Source organism: Mycobacterium sp. NGS19 (genome assembly GCF_059813155.1).
In genome coordinates this window covers 825,489-847,643 of sequence record NZ_JCALEB010000002.1, presented here as the reverse complement: position 1 = coordinate 847,643, position 22,155 = coordinate 825,489, and the positions used below count along the sequence as shown (strand labels likewise).

At 68.1% G+C, this 22,155-nt stretch carries 18 protein-coding genes and 1 pseudogene; 7 read left to right on the top strand and 12 right to left on the bottom strand.

The window, feature by feature from the left end:
* Window positions 1-100 precede the first annotated feature (100 nt).
* The 5 genes from AC5Y4N_RS09470 to AC5Y4N_RS09450 all read right to left on the bottom strand — a co-directional run bounded on the left by AC5Y4N_RS09470 (window position 101) and on the right by AC5Y4N_RS09450 (window position 8,196).
* Window positions 101-682, bottom strand: a complete 582-nt coding sequence (locus AC5Y4N_RS09470) for an RsmA family anti-sigma factor (RefSeq protein WP_499912675.1) — start codon at window positions 680-682, stop codon at window positions 101-103.
* A gap of 36 nt (window positions 683-718) precedes the next feature.
* Entirely contained in the window at window positions 719-1,291 is a 573-nt protein-coding gene (gene sigM, locus AC5Y4N_RS09465) for an RNA polymerase sigma factor SigM (protein ID WP_499912676.1), read from the bottom strand.
* 190 nt (window positions 1,292-1,481) lie between these two features.
* Complete coding sequence (murJ, locus tag AC5Y4N_RS09460; RefSeq protein ID WP_499912677.1) at window positions 1,482-5,066, bottom strand: murein biosynthesis integral membrane protein MurJ; 3,585 nt, start codon at window positions 5,064-5,066, stop codon at window positions 1,482-1,484.
* A complete protein-coding gene (locus AC5Y4N_RS09455) occupies window positions 5,063-7,327 on the bottom strand; it encodes a DUF6049 family protein (protein ID WP_499912690.1) in 2,265 nt (754 codons plus the stop codon). Before AC5Y4N_RS09455 ends, murJ begins: the two co-directional genes overlap by 4 nt.
* A 65-nt stretch (window positions 7,328-7,392) precedes the next feature.
* A complete protein-coding gene (locus AC5Y4N_RS09450; protein ID WP_499912680.1) occupies window positions 7,393-8,196 on the bottom strand; it encodes an NUDIX hydrolase in 804 nt (267 codons plus the stop codon).
* Window positions 8,197-8,295: 99 nt separating this feature from the next.
* Between AC5Y4N_RS09450 and AC5Y4N_RS09445 the strand changes: the two genes are divergently transcribed.
* From AC5Y4N_RS09445 to AC5Y4N_RS09430, 4 genes and pseudogenes are all read left to right on the top strand, one after another.
* Window positions 8,296-9,732, top strand: coding sequence for a CCA tRNA nucleotidyltransferase (locus AC5Y4N_RS09445; protein ID WP_499912682.1), 1,437 nt, complete (start codon window positions 8,296-8,298; stop codon window positions 9,730-9,732).
* Window positions 9,733-9,749: 17 nt separating this feature from the next.
* A complete protein-coding gene (locus AC5Y4N_RS09440; protein ID WP_499912693.1) occupies window positions 9,750-10,253 on the top strand; it encodes a pullulanase in 504 nt (167 codons plus the stop codon).
* A 23-nt stretch (window positions 10,254-10,276) separates the two neighbouring features.
* Window positions 10,277-10,394: pseudogene (locus AC5Y4N_RS09435) on the top strand (type II toxin-antitoxin system CcdA family antitoxin); the annotation flags it as partial.
* Between the two features lie 118 nt (window positions 10,395-10,512).
* Window positions 10,513-10,878: a type II toxin-antitoxin system VapC family toxin gene (locus AC5Y4N_RS09430; protein WP_499912695.1), complete on the top strand. Its 366-nt coding sequence runs from the start codon at window positions 10,513-10,515 to the stop codon at window positions 10,876-10,878.
* Window positions 10,879-10,908: 30 nt separating this feature from the next.
* Here AC5Y4N_RS09430 and AC5Y4N_RS09425 read toward each other — a convergent pair whose 3' ends face one another.
* Entirely contained in the window at window positions 10,909-11,682 is a 774-nt protein-coding gene (locus AC5Y4N_RS09425; RefSeq protein ID WP_499912683.1) for a TIGR03084 family metal-binding protein, read from the bottom strand.
* 10 nt (window positions 11,683-11,692) lie between these two features.
* On the bottom strand, window positions 11,693-12,934 hold the full coding sequence (locus tag AC5Y4N_RS09420; protein ID WP_499913602.1) for an MFS transporter: 1,242 nt from the start codon (window positions 12,932-12,934) through the stop codon (window positions 11,693-11,695).
* Between the two features lie 163 nt (window positions 12,935-13,097).
* Between AC5Y4N_RS09420 and AC5Y4N_RS09415 the strand changes: the two genes are divergently transcribed.
* On the top strand, window positions 13,098-13,700 hold the full coding sequence (locus AC5Y4N_RS09415) for a YqgE/AlgH family protein (protein ID WP_499904436.1): 603 nt from the start codon (window positions 13,098-13,100) through the stop codon (window positions 13,698-13,700).
* On the opposite strand, the gene AC5Y4N_RS09410 is transcribed toward AC5Y4N_RS09415, so the two are convergent.
* From AC5Y4N_RS09410 to AC5Y4N_RS09395, 4 genes are all read right to left on the bottom strand, one after another.
* Window positions 13,697-14,683 carry a bile acid:sodium symporter family protein gene (locus tag AC5Y4N_RS09410; protein WP_499906248.1) on the bottom strand — a complete coding sequence of 329 codons (987 nt, stop codon included), beginning with the start codon at window positions 14,681-14,683 and terminating at the stop codon, window positions 13,697-13,699. The genes AC5Y4N_RS09415 and AC5Y4N_RS09410 overlap by 4 nt on opposite strands.
* Window positions 14,680-15,021, bottom strand: a complete 342-nt coding sequence (locus AC5Y4N_RS09405; protein WP_499904438.1) for a hypothetical protein — start codon at window positions 15,019-15,021, stop codon at window positions 14,680-14,682. The genes AC5Y4N_RS09410 and AC5Y4N_RS09405 overlap by 4 nt, the downstream gene beginning before the upstream one ends.
* A 42-nt stretch (window positions 15,022-15,063) precedes the next feature.
* A complete protein-coding gene (locus tag AC5Y4N_RS09400) occupies window positions 15,064-16,017 on the bottom strand; it encodes an LpqN/LpqT family lipoprotein (RefSeq protein ID WP_499904440.1) in 954 nt (317 codons plus the stop codon).
* A gap of 131 nt (window positions 16,018-16,148) precedes the next feature.
* Window positions 16,149-16,559, bottom strand: a complete 411-nt coding sequence (locus AC5Y4N_RS09395; protein ID WP_499904442.1) for a hypothetical protein — start codon at window positions 16,557-16,559, stop codon at window positions 16,149-16,151.
* Window positions 16,560-17,188: 629 nt separating this feature from the next.
* Between AC5Y4N_RS09395 and leuS the strand changes: the two genes are divergently transcribed.
* Window positions 17,189-20,065: a leucine--tRNA ligase gene (gene leuS / locus AC5Y4N_RS09390; protein ID WP_499904444.1), complete on the top strand. Its 2,877-nt coding sequence runs from the start codon at window positions 17,189-17,191 to the stop codon at window positions 20,063-20,065.
* Between the two features lie 23 nt (window positions 20,066-20,088).
* On the opposite strand, the gene AC5Y4N_RS09385 is transcribed toward leuS, so the two are convergent.
* Entirely contained in the window at window positions 20,089-20,751 is a 663-nt protein-coding gene (locus AC5Y4N_RS09385) for an SDR family oxidoreductase (protein WP_499904446.1), read from the bottom strand.
* 63 nt (window positions 20,752-20,814) lie between these two features.
* Between AC5Y4N_RS09385 and ggh the strand changes: the two genes are divergently transcribed.
* Entirely contained in the window at window positions 20,815-22,155 is a 1,341-nt protein-coding gene (ggh, locus tag AC5Y4N_RS09380; protein WP_499904449.1) for a glucosylglycerate hydrolase, read from the top strand.

Genomic DNA, 22,155 nt, shown 5'->3' with positions numbered 1-22,155 from the left:
TCTGCCCGTGGTCTGCTCGCCATCGTGTCGGACTCCGGGGGCGATGGTTCAAACACCAGGGTATGTGGCGGTGTTCCCGGCCCTTGTCATGGCGCCCGTGTCATGGACGGCGGATCCGGGTGTCGGCGACCAAGCCGGTGTCCGCCGAACTGCAGCTCGGCCGTACCGCCAGCGCCGCGACGGTGTCCGGGTTGTCACCGGGCAGCACCAGTACGACGGCGGGCGCACCGCTGATCTGGACTTGCCGGGCACCCAGCACGGGGCCGGCCGCCGGGTATCCCAGCCCGCTCAAGCACGACGAGCGGCGGCGAGGGTCCGCGAGTCCGCCGAAGTCGGGTGGCTGGTTGAGCATCGCGATAATTTCGTGGTCGGCAAGCGGCACGGTCGGGGCGGACGGTGCGGAGGTCAGCTGCTGAGGCGAGAACGCGGTCCCTGGGCCGCTGTTTCGCAGGAGCATGGCCGTGCCCAGGCCGGCCGCCGCAACCGCGGCGGCGACGCCCACCGCGGCGCTGATCCGGGCGGCCGTGGTCCGCCGAGGCGGCGACGTGGCGCGCAAGGCGCAGACCACGCGCGCGGTGACCGACGTCGGGATCTCCGGCGCCGAGTCGGCGTCGGCGCCGAGGCGGGCGAGGTCGGCGCGGATTCTGTCGACCGCAGGCACCGCCGGTCTGCCGCTGTCCATGCACCTGTTGTACCGCGGCCGGGCGACGGACTTGTGTTATCCGGCGGCGCTGCTGGCAGCGTCGGGGTGAAAGTAGCGCAGCATCAACGCCAGCCGGGCGCGCCCGCGGGCGCATCGGCTTTTGACCGTGCCCTGCGGTACGCCCAGCAGCCTGGCGGCGTCGGCCACCGAGTACCCCTGCATGTCGACCGCGACGACGGCAGCGCGCTGCTCGACCGGCAGCCGCATCAACGCCCGCTGCACTTCCACTGCGGTGTCGGTGCGCGAGCTGGGGTCGCTGACCGGGTAGACATCGTCTTCGATCTGGACGGTGACGTGAGTCTTGTTGCGCCGCAATCGATCAAGGCAGGCGTTGACCACGATGCGGTGCAGCCAGCTGCTGACGGCGGCGTCGTTGCGGAACGAAGCCGCGCTGCGATGCGCCGACAGCATGGCGTCCTGCAAAGCGTCTGCGGCGTCTTCCCCGGTGCGGCTGGTGAGCCGGGCCAGCCGGTAGAGCTGACGTTGATGGCGTAGGAACAGCTCCTCGAATGCGTAGCGGTCGCCTGCGACGTGTGCGGCGAGCAATTCTGCGTCGGAACGTTGCTGTGATCCCCCGAAGCACCCCACAGCCGAACCCTAAGCCGACGCAGGGGCACCCCTGAACGCTAACTGGGAGATTGCTGACGATCGCAATCAGTCGTCGGCTATGTACGGTTAGCCCGCGTTCCGCGCATCGCAGATCGGTCCACGTGGTGCGGTTAGCCGATGCCGTCTGGGTCGCGCGCAAACTCCATCGATGGCATTCACTGGACGACGGCTACGTGGTGCCTTCGAGCGAGACCTCGTAGATGTTGGAGACGCTTTGGCCGTCTGTGCTGCCCAACGTCGAAATCCACACCAGCACATGCGATGTCGCGGTCGACGTGTTGACCGGGATCCGGTTCGGGCCGGGCTGCACCGGGGTGGGAGCGGTCAGCGCCGCGGTGTCGTCGAGGCTGCCGGGCGAGGCACTGTTGGCGGCACGGATTTGAATCTGCGTGCCGGTGCTCGACAGGTTGATGTTGACCGCGGTGAGCTTGGTGGGCTGGGCAAGTTGCAACATCAGCCCGACACCGTTCTTGAAGTTCGGAAACGGGACGCTGTCGGTGTAGACGTCGGTCTTCCACGCGGTCGACGTGTTGCCGTCGATGGCCGATCCGGCGTCGCCGGGGTTGTCCGGGCCACCGCCCGGTGAAAAGACTTCTGCGCGAACAGGTTTGATGGTGTTGCCGCTGGTGCCCGGCGCCGACGGCAGACTGCTGGTGGGATTGAGGCCCAGCTGATCCTGGGTGCTCGAGTAGCCGTCGTCGAAGCCGTTGAACAGCGCTGCGGCCAACAACGTGGCCACCACCAGGATCGCGCCTACCACACCGAGTCCGATCAGCAGGCTTTTCCGGCGCCGAGCGCGCTCGTCGTCGTCCAACGCACTCGAGTTACGAAAGCCGTAGCTGCGGAAGCGCGACGACGGTGCCGGCGCCTCGACCGGGGTGATCAACTCGGTGCGGTCGGCATCCGCAGTGGCCTGCTGTAAGACATTCAAAAGCGTTGCAGCGCTTGAGATTCCGCCCGCCTTCTGGACAGATCGCGCGGCGGCCGCGGAAATCTGGAACGGAATCGTGTTGTCGACGACTTTCGGCTCGATCGGATTGCCCGCCGGATCGAGGTCGGCCGGCGCCAACCCGCTGGGCACCCCACTTTCGGGTAATGGCCAGCGATCCACCAGCAGTGCGTACAACGCAGCACCGATGCCGCGCAGGTCGCTTTCCGGCGTCGCGTCGGGCATGGTCGCCGGAAAGGCCAGCGCCACATTGCCTTCGATACTGACGCGCACGCGGCTGGGGTGGTCGATCGACAATGCGACACCGGCGCGGTGAGCCGCTTCGGCGGCTGCAGCCAGTGACTGCATCGCCCGGGCGCCACCGATCGGCGACGGCGAAGTGTCGGCCACCTCCTTCAGGGAGCCGCCGCGGATCCACTCCGACACCACCAGCCCCCCGTGGCGGGTGCGTGCGACGTCGAGCACGCGGGCGATGCCGGGCAAGTCGATCCGGCTCAGCCGCAGCGTGCGGGCGAGGATGTCCTGGACGACATCCGCGGGCAGCTGTCCATCGGGGTCGACGAACGTCAGCGCCACCTGACGGTCCAACGCGGTGTCCAGGGCCTGCCAGAACTGCAGGCTCTCCGGTCCGCCGTGGAACACCAGCAGCCGGTAGCGGCCGTCGGCGATGATCGCGCCCGGGATGAGAGGGACGTCGGCTTCTGAACGTGACGAGTCGGCCGTGTCGCGCGGCGCGGCGATGCCCATCGACTCCCGCGTCGGGTCGCCGGCGAAATCGCCCGGTGAGCGATCTGGACGGCCAAGCCCCGTCGTCTCGAGATGTTCGGTCGGCTCGGCGGGCACGTCAGGCTGGAAATCGTCCGCCGCCGGCCGCTGCAGCCGGGTGGTCGCATCCGAGGCGGTCCTGCCCGCGTCCTCGTCGGTCACCGCCATCCTCTCCCGCGCGTCGGCGCGCACACCGCCGGCCCCGCGCGGGCCGGGCTGGGGCCGCATCAGGGGGCTTCGCGCCAACGAAAACCTCTGTTCAGAGTACGTGAGGGTGGTATCCGGGCGAGGCCGGTCCGAAACCGGAATTGCCTCGCGAGCTGTGTTCTGCGCAAAGCGGTGCAGGCGCCGGCGCACCGCGGAAACCGCCGCGTGAGCCTCGGGCACCTGGGCGCTGAGCATCACCGCGGCGATGATCGGCGCCATGATCAGGCCCAGCAGCACCAACCGCACCAGCGATCCGGCGCCGCCGCCGTGCTCTGTCAGGCGGTGGAACCCCAGCAGCCGGTCGGCAACGTAGGCGGCGAGCGCTGCCAGCAGCGATGCGGCGGTGGTGACCAGCACGGTGCGTACCACCTCGGCGGTGTAGAGGTGGCCGTGCGTCAGGTTCAGGGCGGGGCGCAGCAGCAGGTAACCGGCGATCGCACCGGCGAGGAAGCCGAGCCCGTTGGCAAGGCCAAGGTACCCGGCGACCATCTCGGGATTGTCGATCACGTGATGTGCCGTGAGCTGTTGCACCGCAAGGGATGCGGCGATCTTCACGGTGGTGATCACGACGATGATCGCGATCGGCGTCCACGGCCGCTGGCGCGCGTAGAACACCCGCAGCTGCAGCAGCACCAGTGCGTACGGGATGAGCGTGAAGGCTGACAACGCGATCGCGCTGCCCAGGTAGCCGGCGTCGACGGAGCCGAACTTGCCGTAGGCGAAAAGTGCCGAGCCGATTGCCGATCCGCCCACGGTCATGACCGCGACCGTCGGAATCAGCGTCACCATCGTGAGTCGGGTGGCCAGCGCGAGGTCGTCGAGCACGGCCGGAATGTCGTCGGCGGCGGCGTTGCGGGACAGTCGCGGCATCACCACAGTCAGCACCGTCACACCGATCATGCCGAACGGCAGCATCAGCACCAGCCAGGTGTAGTTGTAGATCGCTGGGCCGGAAGCCGCGGCCCAGCTTGCGATTTGGTTGCCGACCACCAGACCGAACTGGCTGATCAACACGTACAGCACCATCGCGGCGGCCATCGCGCCGAACTGTTTGAGCCGATCGTCGAGGCCCCACAGCGGACGCAGGCTGATGCGCTCGCGGGTGATCGCCACCAACAGCACCACGGTCTGTGCGGCCACCCCCAGCGTGGTGCCGATGCCCAGCACCAGAAGTTTGGTGTTGCCCGGCTCCACCGAAAGTTCGCCGGGGACAAAGACATACACGCCCAGCGTCGCGATCGCGACGAGGTTGTTGACCACCGGTGCCCAGGCAGGCGGCCCAAAAATGTTGCGGTTGTTCAGGATTGCCATGAACACCGACGACAGCCCGTAGAAAAGTACTTGAGGCAGGAGCAGATATGCGAACGCGATGGTGAGCGGCTTGTCCACCTGGGGGTCGCTGCCCAGCATCAGCCGGACCAGCAGCGGCGCCCCCGCGACGGACAGCGCGGTGGTGACGATCAGCAGTGTCGTGGCCAGCGTGACCAGCCTGCGCACGAATGCGGCGCCGCCGTCGGGATCGTCGCGTTCGGCACGGGCCAGCACCGGCACGAAGATCGCGGTGAAGGTGGCTTCCAGCACCAGCGCGGCGACCATGTTGGGCAGCTGATTGGCCACCGAGAACGCACTCGACAGCGCGGCGCCGAGGATCGCGGCCAGCAGCACGATCCGGGTGAAGCCGGTGATGCGGCTGACAAGGGTCGCGAACGCCATGCCCCAGGACCGCGACACCACCGCCGCGTCGGTCAACTCGGCCCGAGCGGCAGTGGGTGATGCGGCGCTTGAGCCCGCAGCGTCGGGCCGGGCCGCGGCGGGCCGGCTGCCGGCGGTCACTGCGGTTCCGGCCGGTCGAGGTCGGCGGGATCGGGCTGGCCGCGGAACCGGTGCCACAACCGCCGCCCGGCCAGCGCCACCAGCACCGCCGCCGCCGCCATCGTGATCGCGAACAACACCTTGCCGTAGGCGTTGGAATGCACCGACAACCGCACCGGCTCACCCAGTTGCAGACCGTCGGGTGTGCGCAGGGTGACGTCGACGGCGACGCGTTGAGTGAAGTTGACCTCGATGGGCACCCGCAGCGGCAGGTATCCCGGCGGGAGTTCTTGCACGCCGATATCGGTGGCTGTCATGCCGGGCGGAGTGTCCACCTGCAGCCGCACCTTGATGGGCACCGGCAGGTCGTTGCGCAGCGCCAGCGGCAGCGGACTGTGCTCGGTGGCCAGGGTGTAGGACCCGCCGGGGTTCACGATCGTCACCGCCCCGAACATGTCGTCGACCGCGACGTCGACGGCCGACATCCGTTGCCGCGCTTCGTCGTTACGGGCGTCGGGCGCGATCGCCTGGCTCAGCGCGCGCAGCATGTCTTCGCGCAGCGGCGCGGTGTACTGGGTGCCGCTCAGCCCGGTGCGCGGGTCGGTGGTCAACGCCGACGTCAGCCCCCACAGCCGGCCGACCTGACGAGTCATGTCGGCGGTCACCGCGTCGTCGATGCGATTGCGGCCGGGGCTGGCCATCGTCTGCGAACTCGACGTCGCTGTCGCGGCGGCCTCGCCGATCAGCGCTTGGAGCGGGCGGGGCGCGGCCAGGCCGGCGTGCACGGCCGTCGCCAAAGCGGTCATGATCGCCTGCGCGTCAGGCGCCTGTAGATCCCACGCCAGCGGTGGCATCAAGATCTGGCTGCGCGGCGCGGTGTCGGGGTTGAGCCCAAGCCATAACATCGCGCCGATTGCGTCCTGGCGGCGCGCCGCCTCCGAGTCATGACTGTTAGGCACGACCAGCGAGTGGTCCAGATACGACGGTGACACCGGGCTGCGGCCGGCCGCGGCGAGCGCGGCGCCGACCGTCGGATCGAACGGTGCCGCGACCAGCCGGTCGGACAGCCGGTGCGGGTTCACGTTCGCCGGCTGCGGCTTGCCGTCGATTTCGTCTTGCGCGGTGCAGTCGGCGGCGGAGATCGCGACAGTGGGGCCGTGCGCGGTCAGCAGCTGGGCTGCTGCCGAGGTCAGCGTGCCGTCACCCATCAGCGTGACACCGCGCGTGGAGTTCACCCCGAGGATCTGGTCGACGACGTCGGCGGCGTTTTCCGTCGCAATAGCCGCCAAACCGGGGTCGCCGACCCGCTGCAGCGCGTCGAGGTCGGCTTGGGCGTACGGCGTCGGCGCCACACACATCCGCCGAGCCAGCGCGCGCAGCCGGTCCAACCAGCTCGTCGCCGCGGCCTGACCGGCGCCCGGATGGGTGGGGGAGTTGCGGTCGTCGGGCTTGTCGGTGACGACGTAGCCGGCCGTCATCGCGTTGACGGTCACGAGCAGGTCGGGGTCCACCGCCAGGCACAGCGCCCCGCCGACGCGACCGCCGGGGTCCACGGTCGGTGAAGTGGCGAAGTCTGCGGCTGACAGCAAGATGTCCAGCCGCCCGCCCGGGGCCAGCGACGTCGCCAACTCGTCGTCGACGAGCCGGACCGGCGTCACACCGCCCGGCGCGCCGGGGGCGAGCCGCGGCCGGTCGGCCAGTGGCCACAGCATCGTCACGGCGACGGGTTTAGACGTGTCGGGCGGCACCACCGACGTCAGCGCATCGGCCGACTCCACCGACGGGTCCGCGGGCACACCGAGCACCGGCAACAGGAAGCGGCCGTCGTCGAGTCGGGCCGGCTCGCCGTAATCGGGGGTGCCGTTGACGTTGACGAGCAGCGGGTACACGCCGGGCTGGTCGATGCCCAGCGACGGCGCCGACGACGAGCGCAGCGGATACGCGAGTGTGAAGCCGCTGGACTGGCCGCGCTGCAACTCGGGAGCCACGGTGACGAAGTCGCCGACCGGGCGGTATTGGTCAGTACTGCCGTCGAGGTTGGTCCGCAGCCCCTGCGGTGACGTGACCGGCCCGGCGTGCTCGAGGCGGACGACGATGTCGCGCACCGAGCGGTCGCCGACGTTGCGGACGGTGCCGTTGACCGTGACAGTGGCGTCTCCCGTGGTTGTGACGATCCCCGGGGTGACGCGGTCGATGCTGACTTCCACGAAGCGGACGTCGCCGGGTTCGCCTGCCGCGGCGCGCGGCCCCAGGGCCATCACCGCGGGCATGGCGACCAGCATTGCCGCGACGACGAGCCGCAAAGCCGCTGCGGGTGCCCGCAGGAGTGCGCGGCGCCGCGAAGGTGTCACTGCCGGCGCCTGTGACCGTTCGTCCGGTCGGACTCGCCACTATCTGCTTCTTGCGCAAGCGGCTCGCGAGCTTCGCGCAGTCGCTCGCCCTCTGGCGTCTGCTCGTCGCGCCGCCGTCGGGTCCGGCTGTGTGTCTGGCGCCGCCGCCACGGTGTGCTGTGCGGCAGCGGCGGCAGCGCGCCGGGCCCCTTGGTGTGCAGGGTCTGGATCAGCTCACCGGCTACCTCCGCGAGCCGGCGTTCGTCGGCGTAGGCCAGCCGCGACGGCAGCTCGTCCAGCGGCACCCAGGCCACCTCGCTGACTTCGAGGTCGCGGTCGGACAGCTCGCCGCCGAGGAACCGCAGGAGGTAGTGGTGCACGGTCTTGTGGACGCGCCGGCCTTCGGTGACGAACCAGTAGTCGATGCTGCCGAGCGAGGCGAGCACGTCGCCCTGGATGCCGGTTTCCTCGGCAACTTCCCGGATCGCGGTCTGCTCGGCGGTCTCGCCGAGTTCGATGTGGCCCTTCGGCAGCGACCACAGCATCCGGCCGCGCCGGTCGATGCGGCCGATCAGTGCCGCCATCTGGCTGCCGTGCGGATCGTCGAGTCCGTCGACCACCAATCCACCCGCAGAGGTTTCGTGCACGGTACGCAAGCGGTCCGGCGATCGACGGCCGCGTTTTGCCGGTTTCGTGTCACTGCTTGGGGTGGGGGTTTGCTTCGTGGACTGCGGGGCTGCGGTGTCAGTGGGGGCGGCGGCACGCTTGCCTCGGCGCCGACCTCGGCGCCGTCGCGGCCTTGCCTGTTCGCCGTCCGACACCCAAGCGATAGTAGCTGTCATGACATTTCACTCCTGGCCCACGCGCCGGTGGACGGGGCGCACCGTATGGCTGGGGAGTGCGCATTAGGGTAGTCGAACGTGCCTGAAACCGCCTCCGACGCCGAACTGCTCGCCGGCGCCGCGGTTGCACTGAATCAGCACGCGGACACGCTGCGCTCCCTGGGCTCGGTGTTCGTCCGGGCGAACCGCGAACTGTATCTGGTGGGCGGCAGTGTGCGAGACGCGGTCCTGGGCCGGTTGGGCGCCGACTTCGACTTCGCCACCGACGCACCTCCCGAAGAGGTGCAGCAGATCCTGCGTCCCTGGGCGGATGGCTTGTGGGACATCGGCATTGAGTTCGGCACCATCGGGGCTACCAAAGGCGAGCACCGGTTCGAGATCACTACCTTCCGCTCCGACACCTACGATCAGGTGTCGCGCAATCCGGACGTGCGGTTCGGCACCAGCATCGACGAGGACCTGGTCCGCCGCGATTTCACGGCGAACGCGATGGCCGTGCGGATCACTGCGGACGGCCCGGCGGACTTCATCGATCCGCTCAACGGGCTGGCGGCGATCCGTGATCGGCTCCTCGATACGCCGTCCGCGCCGGAGGTGTCGTTCGGCGACGACCCGCTGCGGATGCTGCGGGCGGCGCGGTTCGTCTCGCAGCTCGGCTTCTCCGTCGCGCCGCGGGTGCGTGCCGCCATCGAGCAGATGGCGCCGCAGCTGAGCCGGATCACCGCCGAACGGGTGGCCGCCGAACTCGACAAGTTGCTGCTGGGTCAGGACCCGGTGGCCGGCATCGAGCTGATGGTCGACACCGGCATGGGCGACGTGGTGCTGCCGGAGGTCGGCGCGATGCGGCTGGCGATCGACGAACACCATCAGCACAAGGACGTCTACCGGCACTCTCTGACCGTCCTGCGGCAGGCGATCGAGCTCGAGAACGACGGCCCGGATCTGGTGTTGCGCTGGGCGGCGCTGCTGCACGACATCGGCAAGCCGGTGACCCGCAAGCTCGAGCCCGACGGCGGGGTCAGCTTCCACCATCACGAGGTGGTCGGCGCGAAGATGGTGCGCAAGCGGATGCGCGCCCTGAAGTACTCCAAGCAGATGATCGACGACGTCTCGCAGCTGGTGTATCTGCATCTGCGTTTTCACGGTTATGGGGACGGCAAGTGGAGCGACTCGGCGGTGCGGCGCTACGTCACCGACGCCGGCCCCCTGCTGCCCAAGCTGCACAAGCTGGTCCGCGCTGACTGCACCACCCGCAACAAGCGCCGCGCCGCGCGGCTGCAGGCCAACTACGACGATCTCGAGCGACGCATCGCCGAGCTCGCCGCCCAGGAGGATCTGCAGCGGGTGCGGCCCGACCTCGACGGCAACGAGATCATGCAGCTGCTGGGCATCCCGGCCGGCCCCCAAGTCGGAGAGGCGTGGCGGTACCTGAAGGAGTTGCGGCTGGAGCGCGGCCCGCTGTCGAAAGAGGAGGCCACCGCCGAGCTGCTGAAGTGGTGGAACGCGCGAAGGTAGGGCGGCGTCCAACCGGCATGGAGTACTGCTTCGGTGCCGGTGACGGCTCCGCGTCGATGTGGGTGGGCACACCGGACACCGACCTCGACGGCGACGGTGAGCTGGACGCATTGCGGCTGGATTTCGACGGCGACGGTCGCCTCGACGACGCGATCGCCGACCTCGACGGCGACGGGCTCGCCGACCACGTCGCACTGGATGTCGACGACGACGGCACCGCCGAAAGCTGGTTCACCGACGACGGGTCGGGCACGTGGGCGGTAGCGGCGCAGCGCGCCGGTCAACTGCGCTGGTTCAGCCTCGACGGCATCGAACACACCGGCGGCCCGAGCGTCGACTTCGACGGCGACGGGCAGGACGACGACCGGCTGGTCGACAGCGATGGCAACGGACTGGCCGACCGGGTGCTGTGCGACGACGGCGCAGTCGGCTACGTGGACACCGACGGCGACGGGCGCTGGGACCTCGAGCTCGCCGACACCGACGGCGACGGTGCCGCCGACATGTCCAAACAGCTGTAGCGATCCGCCTGGTGTGTACATTTATGTGTATGGCCCGGCTGAATGTCTACGTTCCCGACGAGTTGGCCGAGCGCGCCCGTGCTCGAGGGTTGAATGTGTCAGCGCTGACCCAGGCCGCAATTGCCGCCGAACTCACGCGAACGGCGATGGCGAGCTGGCTTGGTGACCTGCCCGTCGTCAGCCGACCCGTTGAGCATGAGACGGCGATCGCCGCGCTCGACCAGGCGCGCGACGAGTTCGGCAGGTGAGCGAGGCGAGTATCGTCCTTGACGCATCGGCCATGGTTGACCTGTTGCTGGGTCGCATCGGAGCCCGCGATCGGCTGGAGATTGCCCAGGTTCACGTGCCGGCACATTTCGACGCCGAGGTGCTCTCCGCGGTCGGCCGGCTATGGCGGGCGGACCTGGTCGATGTCGAAGACGCCACCGCCTGTGTTGAGGCTCTCCAACGCGCGCCGTTCACACGCCACCCGTCCGACAGCCTTGTCGTCGGTGCCTGGCGCCGACGGAACAGCTTTCGCCTAGTTGACGCGCTCTACGTCGAGCTTGCTGAGCGACTCGGCCTTCCGCTGCTGACCACAGACGCGCGATTAGCGAGTGCATACTCCGCAGCGGAATTGCTCTGATGCCGAGAGCGACGCTTTGCGTCGGCAGGCTCAGCGGCCGGGTCCGGGCGGGCCGGCGAACGCCTGCGCGATCGTCAGCCAATGCGCAGCGTCGTCGCCCTCTGCCTTGACGTCGAGTGCCGACAGCGGCCGCCGTTGCGTCACCAAGTAGCAGAAGTCCAACGCTGAACCGGTGATCCGCTGACGAGCATCCTCGGGGCCCCACGTCCATGTGGAACCGTCGGGAGCGGCCAGCTCCACCCGAAACGGCTCGGCCGGCACAGGCAGGCCGTGCACCGCATACGCATAGTCACGGGTGCGCACCCCGAGGTGTGCGATCGAACGCAGCCGCGCGGTGGGCTCCCGCTGCACCTGCAGCGCGTCAGCCACGTCGAGGCCATGCGCCCACGTCTCCATCAACCGCGCAGTGGCCATCGACGAGGCGCTCATCGGCGGCCCGAACCACATCAGCTTGCGGGTCGGCGGTACCGCGAGCAGCTCGTCGTGTAGCCGCCGACGCGTGATGCGCCAGTCGTCGAGCAGCTCGGCAGGCGACCGCCTCGACTCCTCTTCGGCCGCGGCGTCCACGAACCCGGTGGGATCGGCGGCCGCGGCCGCCAGCAGCTCGCCGAACGCGGGTTCGTCGGTGACCGACGTCAGCGCCACCCGGTCGGTCCACAACAAGTGACCGATCTGGTGCGCAATCGTCCAACCGGGCGCGGGTGTGGCTGTCCGCCAACGGCTTTCAGGCAGCGAGGCAACCAGGGCGTCGAGTTCGTCACTCTCTGCGCGCAGGTCGTCGACGATAGGAGCCGCATCCGCCATGCCGCAAACATTAACCCTCGGCAGAGCCCACGTGCCGCCGGCCGACCGTGGCGTGCACCACCATGCCGGCCAGGTAGGCACCGGCCGCCGCCAAGGCGAGTGCGGGGGAGTGGCCGTCGGCCGGTACCAGCGCCGCGGCCGCCGCGGCCGCCGCCACGAACGTCAGCCAGAAAAGCGAGTCCTGCACGGCGAACACATGGCCGCGGCGGGGGTCGTCCACGTCGATCTGCATCGCGGTGTCCGCGCACAACTTGACCACCTGCCCGGCTGCGCCCAGGAAGAGCGCGCACACCAGCATCACCGGCAAGACCAGTGCGGCGCCGACGAGCTGGACCGCGGTCGCCGCTGCGAGCGCAATGTTGGCAGCGGCGATCCGGCCCACGCGTCGCACGAGCGCCGGCGTGAGCAGGGTTGCGGCGAACGCGCCGGTGGCCGCGGCGGCAAGGAACACCGCGGCCACGCCAAGGCCCGCGACGCCTTGCGCACCGGTGTGCCGCGCGATCACCAGCAGCAGCAGCGTGTTGACGCCGAACGCGATGCGATGTGCAGCAAGTCCCGACAGAGTCGCCGCGACACTGGGTGTCGCGACGACGGTCCGCAATCCGTGCAGCCAGCCGGTGGCCACGGCGTAGACGGCCGAACCGTGAATCGATCGCGCGGTCTCGTCTGGGCCGAGGCTGTGCGGCGGGAACCGCAACGCCAGCAGCAGCGCCACAAGAACCGGGGCGGCGACGACGAAAATGACTGCGGCAGAAGCGGTGTCGTTGGCGCCGAAGAGCCAGCGGGTCACCAGCATGAAGTTGGCGCCGACGAAGCTGGCGACGGCCCCCACCGCAGTGGCGAGCGCGTTCATTCGCACCACTTGATCGCGCGGCACCACATGAGGCAGCGCCGCTGACAACCCGGAGGTGACGAACCGGTTGACGCCGTTGACCAGCAGGGCCCCGGCGAGGATCACATGGCCGCCGGAGCCGATGGCCAGCAGCGCGCCCACACCGATGACGAGGATCAGCCGCGCGGCGTTGGCACCGACCAGCACGAAGCGGCGGTCCCACCGGTCCAGCAGCGCACCGGCGAAGGGCCCGAGAAGCGAATACGGCAGAAACAGCACCGCGAACGACCACGCGACGTCGCCCGGCGTCGCGGCCCGATCAGGGTTGAACAGCAATGCCCCGGCAAGCCCCGCGTTGAACAGCCCGTCGCCGAACTGGCTGGCGACGCGCAGAGCGAGCAGCCGCCCGAACTCGGGCATGGCCCGGACCGACCGCCACACCGCGGCCGGTGCGTGCACGTCAACCACTCAAGTCACTTCCTGCCAGCCGCCGCCACAGAGCGAGCCGAACCTACAGTACAAATATCGAGCCCAGCATCCGCCGATCGCCCCAATTGCGCTGTGCTGGTGACATGATGGTGACGTGGCTTACTCAGAGGATCCGGAGGATTACGCTCCCACTACCAATCGGGTGCGCTCCGGCACTCTGCTGTTGGCCAACACCGACCTGCTCGAGCCGACGTTTCGGCGCAGCGTGATCTACGTCGTCGAGCACAACGACGGCGGCACACTAGGTGTGGTGCTCAACCGGCCGAGCGAGACTGCGGTGTACAACGTGTTGCCGCAGTGGGCAAAGTTGGCGGCCAAGCCCAAGACCATGTTCATCGGGGGTCCGGTCAAGCGCGACGCGGCGCTGTGCTTGGCGACGCTGCGGGTGGGTGTCACCTGTGACGGTGTGCCGGGGCTACGTCACGTGCAGGGCCGCGTGGTGATGGTGGACCTCGACGCCGAGCCCGACTCGATCGCCCCGTTGGTCGAAGGGGTGCGTATTTTCGCGGGCTACTCGGGGTGGACCATCGGTCAGCTCGAAGGCGAGATCGAGCGGGATGACTGGATCGTGTTGTCCGCGTTGCCTTCTGACGTGCTCGTCGAGCCGCGAGTGGACCTTTGGGCGCGGGTGCTGCGGCGTCAGCCGTTGCCGCTGTCGCTGCTGGCAACCCATCCCATCGACGTCAGCCGCAACTAGCCGGGGGCAGTTTCCGGCACGCCTTGCCGGGACAGCCGACCAGCGATCACCGCGCACACCAGCAGCTGAATCATGTGAAACACCATGAGCGGCAACATGATCAGACCCACACTGGCCGAGCCGAAGAGAACCAGGGCCATCGGCAGACCTGACGCCAGGCTCTTCTTCGATCCGCAGAACAGCACGACAATCGCGTCGCCCCGGTTGAGCCGCGCTAGCCGGGCCAGCATCGAGGTCACCGCTAGCACCACCGCCAGCAAGGCGCCACAGACCGCCACGAGTGCGGCCAGCCGCCACGGCGTCACCGCGCTGAAGACGCGTTCGGTGATACCGGCCGAGAACGCGGCGTAGACCACCAGCAGGATCGAGCCGCGGTCCACCACTTTGGTCAGCGTCGTGTGCCGGTACACCCAGTCCGCGACCCACGGCCGCAGCAGTTGCCCGACGACGAACGGCGCCAGCAGTTGCAGGACGATGTCCACCACGGCGGTTCCGTCGAACCGCGCACCGCCGCTGGTTCGCATCAACGCGACCACCAACAGCGGGGTCAGGATCACACCCAGGATGTTGGAGATCGTGGCGCTGACGATCGCCGCCGCGACGTTGCCGCGAGCGATCGATGTGAACGCGATCGACGATTGCACGGTCGACGGCACCAGGCACAGGAACAACAACCCGGTGTAGAGCTCGGCGTCGAGCAGGCTCGGTTCGAAGACTCGCGCCGCGAGGCCGAGCAGTGGAAACACGATGAACGTGACCGCGAGCACCATCAGGTGCAGGCGCCAGTGCCGCAGCCCGTGCAGGGCCTGCACCGGCGACAGCCGCACGCCGTACAGCAAGAACAGCAGAGCGATTGCGACTTTGGTGGTCACTGACACGACGTCGGCGCCGACACCCGTTGCCGGGGCCAGCGCGGCCAGCCCGACGGTCGCGAGCAGGGCCAGAACGAACGAGTCGACGGGCAGCCGCGGGATCCGCGCTATCGGCACGACTGTGTGCAGGAAGCGCAGGGTAGGTCACGCTGACAGGAACCACCGCGCTGCAAGGCGACCTGCGCATAGCGGGCGCCCTGCCACACCCCGACGGCGACCGTGCCGACCGCTCCGGTGATGCACAGCGCCAGCAGCCCGACCGAGGGCCGGCTCGACAGAGCGACGACACCACCGGCGGCCAGCATCATCGCGGCTGCCAACTGGGTGGGTGCGACCGCACGCAGCACCTGTTGTGCACCACCGGCCGGAGCCGGCCGCGCCAGCGCCCGGGCACCCAGTACTGCCAAAACTCCGGCGGCGCACAGGCACAACACACCGGCAACGAGCATGCGGTCACAATACGAGAGCGCCGAAAGCCCCGCAGAGGGCGCCTACCGGGTGGGTGCAGGGCCGGGCTGGGCTGCCGGCGCGGGCGGTGCTGCTGTCGCCGGTGCGACCCGGAAGCCATTGACGATTGCGTCCGTGGCGTCGGCGGCGGACGGCGCGCCCTGAATGTTGGCCAGCGACGTCACCGACAAGGACACCAGGTACCGGTCGGCGCCGGCCGTCGCAATCACATGCCGCCGCGACGTGTTCAGCGTCATGTCGTTTTGGCGGTAGGTGCCCTCGATGATCGACGACGGGAACCCGTAGAAGTCCGCAAACGACGCGTCGGTGGTGCGCCAGGCCGGCAGCGACTGGCTGTCGACGAACCCGTGGGTGATCGCTTCCTTCGGGTCGAAGTCGCCGACCAGCTTGTAGACGACCACCTGCGCATTAGGCGTGTAGAGGTCGGGGCTGGTTCGGTTGGCGATCACCGCGAACGCGTCCGGGACGTTCGGGTCGGGCACCTGCGTCCAGCCAGGCGGCATCGGCAACGTGATGTTGAAAGCCTGGAAGCCTTGTGCGCGTTGGGGTTCCAGCTTGACGTTCTTGCTCTTCAGGAAGTCGGTGATGGTGCCCGACGTCGCTGGCACCAACGTGGGCGCGGGCACGGCGGGTGTCGCGGCGGTGACCCCGGACTGCGGCACCATCGGCGCGGAGGGCGCCCCGGCGACGGGCGCGCTGGGCGCGGGAGCGAAGCCGACCGGCGCGCGCTGCACGGGCGCGGCAGCGACCTGGGGGACCGCGTGCGGTGCCACCAGGCCGGGCGCGACGGTCACGGTTTGGGTGACCGTGACGGGCGTCGGCACGGGCGGGGGCAGTGGTTCGGCGCCGGCGCTGGGGATGGACAGGCAGACGACACCGGCAGCGCCTGCGGCGCACGCTCCCGCCGCCGCTAACCACATTCGGCCCTTCGCGATGCCACCGTCTCGTCGCGCAAGCCGCTCTTCGCAGTTGACCATTACGCTCCCTCCTCCTTCCCCGCGCGCGGCGAGAGCCGACGGTAACAACCGTCACTCTGGTACCACTAGAGCTGGAACCGACCTCTGATCGGTCCGCAACGCAACCGAGACCTGGCCATGCAGCCCGGACGCTAATGCGGACGACCGTGATTTACCGATGCAGGTGAGACCCATGGATAGACGACGTCGACGTATTCATCACGGGACACAACCAGGGTGGGCGCAGGCGTCAACATGTCGACGTAGTTGTGACCCGCGCAGCCTTTCCTGCTCAAATTATCCAACTCCAAGACGATTTCACGGGCCTTAGCGATATCGAGTCGCCATACCACATGGGTCTTGTCGAGGTCGATATTGGCCGCGCCTGACTGGATGCGAAATTCGTGCGTCACGCCGGCGTGCTCGAGAAGTGATGTCCCTTGATGCAAGGCGTCGCTTAGCGCGGCTCGAAATGTGTCAACGCCCGCGCCATCCATGGTCAACAGCACCGCGTCATGCCCGTATTCGAACTCGGGCAGATAATTCACACGAATAACACTCATCAAATTTCTACCAATCGCAGCCGATTGTGCTGACGGGGCGATTTGTCTCGCAGCGCCGGCGAGGCTAGTCCCATAGATTTGATCACGGTGACTCCACCTGCCCCGGATTGGGTGCACTGGCGATGCTTGCCAGTAGCGACTGGTGAAGATTTTCGGTCAGTTTGTTGACTTCAGATTCCAGCGCCGACGACGTGTCGGTGCCGATAACGAGCGATTGCTCGATGAGTGCGCCGCCCGCGGCGCTGTTAACGGCATAGTTGTGGATGTCACATCGAACGACGCGGTCACCACTGCGGAGAAGACCTGAGGCGCGGGGGCGTCGAGCCGGTAGCAGCTACCTCGGCAGCGCGACGCCGGCACATGGCAGCGAAGTCCAGCAACCGATCGGAATCAACGGCAATCCGCCCGTTCATAGAACCTCCTTATCCCTGCTACCTGATCCCTGCGACTGGCATGCCTTGTGACCGCTGCCGGGTTTGAAGCCGGCGGATCGAGCCGCCCAAATCAACGCTACGACAGCGTGCGCGACGACTGAGACAGGAACTGCTCACACTGGGATCGCCAGCACCGGGGCTTGCGCGGCACCGTCTGCGGGCGCGCCATCAGAGGCCGCTGACTAACCTGTGGGGGTGACCGACTCCCCGTCCCCTACCGGCCCACGCGCCGACGCCGACGTGCCCGAGTTCCGCTACACCGCGGAGCTCGCCGGCAAGATCGAGCGGTCATGGCAGCAATACTGGGCCGAGACCGGCACGTTCAACGTGCCCAATCCGGTCGGGTCGCTGGCACCTGCGGACGGCAGCGCCGTGCCCGACGACAAGATGTTCGTCCAGGACATGTTTCCCTACCCGTCAGGCGAAGGCCTGCACGTCGGGCACCCGCTGGGCTACATCGCCACCGACGTCTACGCGCGATACTGCCGGATGACGGGCCGCAACGTGTTGCACGCGTTGGGTTTCGACGCCTTCGGCCTGCCCGCCGAGCAGTACGCGATCCAGACCGGCACGCATCCGCGCACGCGCACCGAAGCCAACATCGTCAACTTCCGCCGTCAACTGGGGCGGCTGGGATTCGGTCACGATTCGCGGCGCAGCTTTTCCACCACCGATGTCGAGTTCTACAAGTGGACGCAGTGGATCTTCCTGCAGATCTACAACGCCTGGTACGACGACGACGCGAATAGGGCCCGGCCCATCGCCGAGCTGATCGCCGAATTCGAGTCGGGCGCGCGCACATTGGCGGACGGCCGCAGCTGGGCGGAGCTCTCGAAGGGAGAGCGCGCCGACGTCGTAGACTCTTTCCGGCTGGTCTACCGCGCCGACTCGCTGGTCAACTGGTGCCCCGGCCTGGGCACCGTGCTGGCCAACGAAGAGGTCACCGCCGAGGGCCGCAGTGAGCGCGGCAACTTCCCGGTCTTTCGAAAACGATTGCGGCAGTGGATGATGCGCATCACCGCCTATTCCGACCGGCTGCTCGACGACCTCGACCTGCTGGACTGGCCGGAGAAGGTCAAGACCATGCAGCGCAACTGGATCGGCCGCTCCACCGGCGCAGCGGCCTTGTTCGCCGCCACTGCGAACGATGGTGCACCGGTGGACATCGAGGTGTTCACCACGCGGCCGGACACGCTCTTCGGCGCCACCTACATGGTGCTGGCGCCTGAACACGACCTCGTCGACCGGCTGGTAACCGACCACTGGCCGGAAGGTGTCGATCCCCGCTGGACCTTCGGTGCCCAGAACCCGAGGGCGGCCGTCGCAGCCTACCGGCGTTCGATCGCCGCGAAGTCGGACCTCGAGCGTCAAGAGAACAAGGCGAAAACCGGTGTCTTCCTTGGCACCTACGCCACCAACCCGGCCAATGGTGAGCGGGTGCCCGTCTTCATCGCCGACTATGTGCTGGTGGGCTACGGCACCGGCGCCATCATGGCGGTCCCCGGCCACGACCAACGCGACTGGGAGTTCGCTACCGAGTTCGGGCTACCTATTGTGGAAGTCATTGCCGGAGGCGATGTTTCGCGCGAGGCCTACACCGGGGAGGGACTCCTCGTCAACTCCGCCTACCTCAACGGTCTCGACGTGCCCGCCGCCAAGGAGGCGATCACACGGCGCCTGGAATCCGATGGCAGAGGCCGGGCCCGGATCGAATACAAGCTGCGCGACTGGCTGTTCGCTCGCCAACGGTACTGGGGCGAGCCGTTTCCGATCGTCTACGACGAGGACGGCCACCCCCATCCGCTGCCCGAGTCGGAACTGCCCGTGGTGCTACCCGACATCTCCGACTACTCACCAGTGCTGTTCGACCCCGAGGATGCCGACAGCGAGCCGTCGCCGCCGCTGAACAAGGCCACTGACTGGGTGCACGTCGAACTCGATCTCGGCGACGGAGTCAAGACCTACACCCGCGACACCAACGTGATGCCGCAGTGGGCTGGCAGCTGCTGGTACGAGCTGCGTTACACCGACCCGCACAACTCAGAACGGTTCTGCGCCAAAGAGAACGAGGCGTATTGGATGGGTCCCCGGCCCGCCGAGCACGGCCCGAATGACCCAGGCGGCGTCGACCTTTACGTCGGCGGCGTCGAGCACGCGGTGCTGCACCTGCTGTATTGCCGGTTCTGGCACAAGGTGCTGTTCGACCTGGGGCATGTGAGCTCATGTGAACCCTACCGGCGACTGGTCAACCAGGGCTACATCCAGGCGTTCGCCTACACCGACTCCCGCGGCGCCTACGTGCCCGCCGCCGAGGTCGTCGAACGCGACGGCAGGTTCTACTACACCGGCCCGGACGGCGAGATCGAGGTATTCCAGGAGTTCGGCAAGATCGGTAAGAGTTTGAAGAACTCGGTGTCGCCCGACGAGATCTGCGACGAGTACGGCGCAGACACCCTGCGAGTGTACGAGATGGCGATGGGACCGCTGGAGGCGTCAAGGCCTTGGGCCACAAAGGATGTGGTGGGTGCGCACCGGTTCCTGCAGCGGGTGTGGCGGTTGGTGGTCGACGAGCAGACCGGCGAAACCAGGGTGTCCGAGGAATCCGTCGACGAGCAGACGCTGCGGGCGCTGCACCGCACTGCCGCCGGTGTCGCCGACGACTATGCGGGCCTGCGTAACAACACAGCGATCGCCAAGCTGATCGAGTACACCAATCACCTGACCAAGCAAGGAATCACGGCACGCGCTGCGGTCGAGCCGCTGGTGCGCATGCTGGCCCCCGTGGCGCCGCACTTGGCTGAGGAGATGTGGCGGCGGCTCGGCCACGACGGGTCGCTGGCGCACGGCCCGTTCCCGCAGGCCGACGAGCGCTATCTGACCGAGGACACCGTCGAATACCCCGTTCAAGTGAACGGCAAGGTGCGCGGCCACATTTCAGTGCCTGCGGACGCGGACAAGGACGCGCTGGAGGCTGCTGCTCTGGCCGACGAGAAGGTGGCGACGTTCTTGGCCGGTGCGACGCCGAAGAAAGTGATCGTGGTCCCCGGCCGGCTGGTCAACCTCGTCGTCTAGGCGCTCACCGGGAAACCCGAGGTTCAGCCGCGGTGACGGATCACGACCTCGTGCACGTGTCCGTCCGGCGGGGTGGCGACGATGTCGGCGATCGCCCGGGCAACCGTCTCAGGCCGTAGGTAATTCGCGGGATCGTAGTCGCCGCCTTCGAATTCGCGGAGCTGACGCTGCATGTCGGTAGCAATACGCCCCGGGTGAACCGACGTCACCCGCAACGACGGCTCCTCCGCCCGCAGCGAATCCGCGTACGCACGCAGCGCGAACTTGCTCGCCGAGTAGGACGCCATTCCGGGCAACACATGCAGCCCTGCGCCTGAATTGACAAACAGCACTTGCCCTTTCGCACGACGAAGCGCAGGCAGCAGCGCATGGGTCAGCGCCACCGCGCCGATCACGTTGATTTCGAACGTCGTTCGCCAGTCGGCGATGCGTGACTCGGCGAGCCGGTCCGGAAACGCCACCCCGGCGTTGTGTACCAGGACGTCGAGCTCCTCACCGACGTCGAGATCGAGCGCGTCGGCGTCGGTCAGATCCAACGGCACCACAGAAGCGCCTACTCGCCCCGCGACGGCGTCCAACCGCTGGGACGGCCGCCCCGCGAGCAGCAGCGTATGCGTGGGAGCGAGGGCATCGGCGATGGCGGACCCGAGGCCGCCGCCGGCCCCGGTGATCAGCGCGGTCGGCATGCCGGCCACCTTATCGGCTCGCTTGGCAAGCGAGCGGGCGTGACCGGCCGCATCATAGAACTGATGGCCCCCGATCCCAGCTTCTCGCCGACGCAGCTCGCCGCCCGAGCGGCCTACCTGCTACGCGGCAACGACCTGGGTGTGATGACGACGGCCGCGCCGTTGCTGTATCCGCACATGTGGAGCTGGGACGCGGCGTTCGTCGCGGTGGGTTTGGCGCCGCTGAGCGTCGAGCGCGCGGTCGTCGAGCTGGACACGCTTCTGTCGGCGCAGTGGGCGAACGGGATGATCCCGCACATCGTGTTTGCCAACGACGTCGACGGCTATTTCCCGGGTCCGGCCCGATGGGCCTGCTCCGAGTTGGCCGAACATGCCCCGGCACATCACCAGACGTCGGGCATCACGCAGCCGCCGGTGCACGCGATCGCGGTCGAGCGCATCCTCGACCACGCCCGCCGGCGCGGCCGCTCCACGCGACAGGTCGCCGAGGCATTTCTGGACCGCCGCTGGGACGACTTGGTCCGCTGGCACCGATGGCTCGCCGAGGCGCGCGATCAGCGCGGCCGCGGCCGCATCACTCTGTATCACGGCTGGGAGTCCGGAATGGACAACTCACCGCGATGGGATGCCGCCTACGCCAACGTGTCACCCGGTGCGGTCCCGGCATATCGACGCAAAGACAACATGATCGTGCTCGACCCGTCGCAGCGGCCCACCGACGGCGAATACGACCGCTACCTGTGGTTGCTCGAGGAGATGAAATCCGTCCGCTACGACGACGAACAGTTGCCGACGGTGATGAGCTTCGTCGTCGAGGACGTGTTCGTCTCCGCGATCTTCTCGCTGGCTTGTGAGGTGCTGGCCAACATCGGCGAGGACTACCACCGGCCGAACGCCGACATCAAAGACCTGTACAGCTGGGCTGAACGCTTCCGCGCCGGAGTGGTCGAAACCGCAGATGAAAGAACCGGAGCGGCAAGGGATTTCGATGTTCGCGCGAACAAGTGGATCGTCACGGAGACCGTGGCCCAATTCGCCCCGCTGTTGTGCGGCGGCTTGCCGCACGACCGGGAGCGCGCGCTGCTGCGGTTGTTGGAAGGTCCGAGGTTCTGCGGTCATCCCGACCTGAAGTACGCGTTGATCCCGTCGACGTCGCCGGTTTCCCGCGACTTCCGGCCGCGGGAGTACTGGCGCGGGCCGGTCTGGCCCGTGATGACGTGGTTGTTCTCGTGGGCGTTTGCGAGGCGAGGCTGGGCTGAACGCTCGCGCACGTTGAGCAGAGAGGGATTGCGCCAAGCCAGCGACGGCACGTTCGCGGAATACTACGAGCCCTTCACCGGTGAGCCGCTGGGCAGCATGCAGCAGTCCTGGACCGCCGCAGCGGTGTTGGACTGGCTCGGGTAG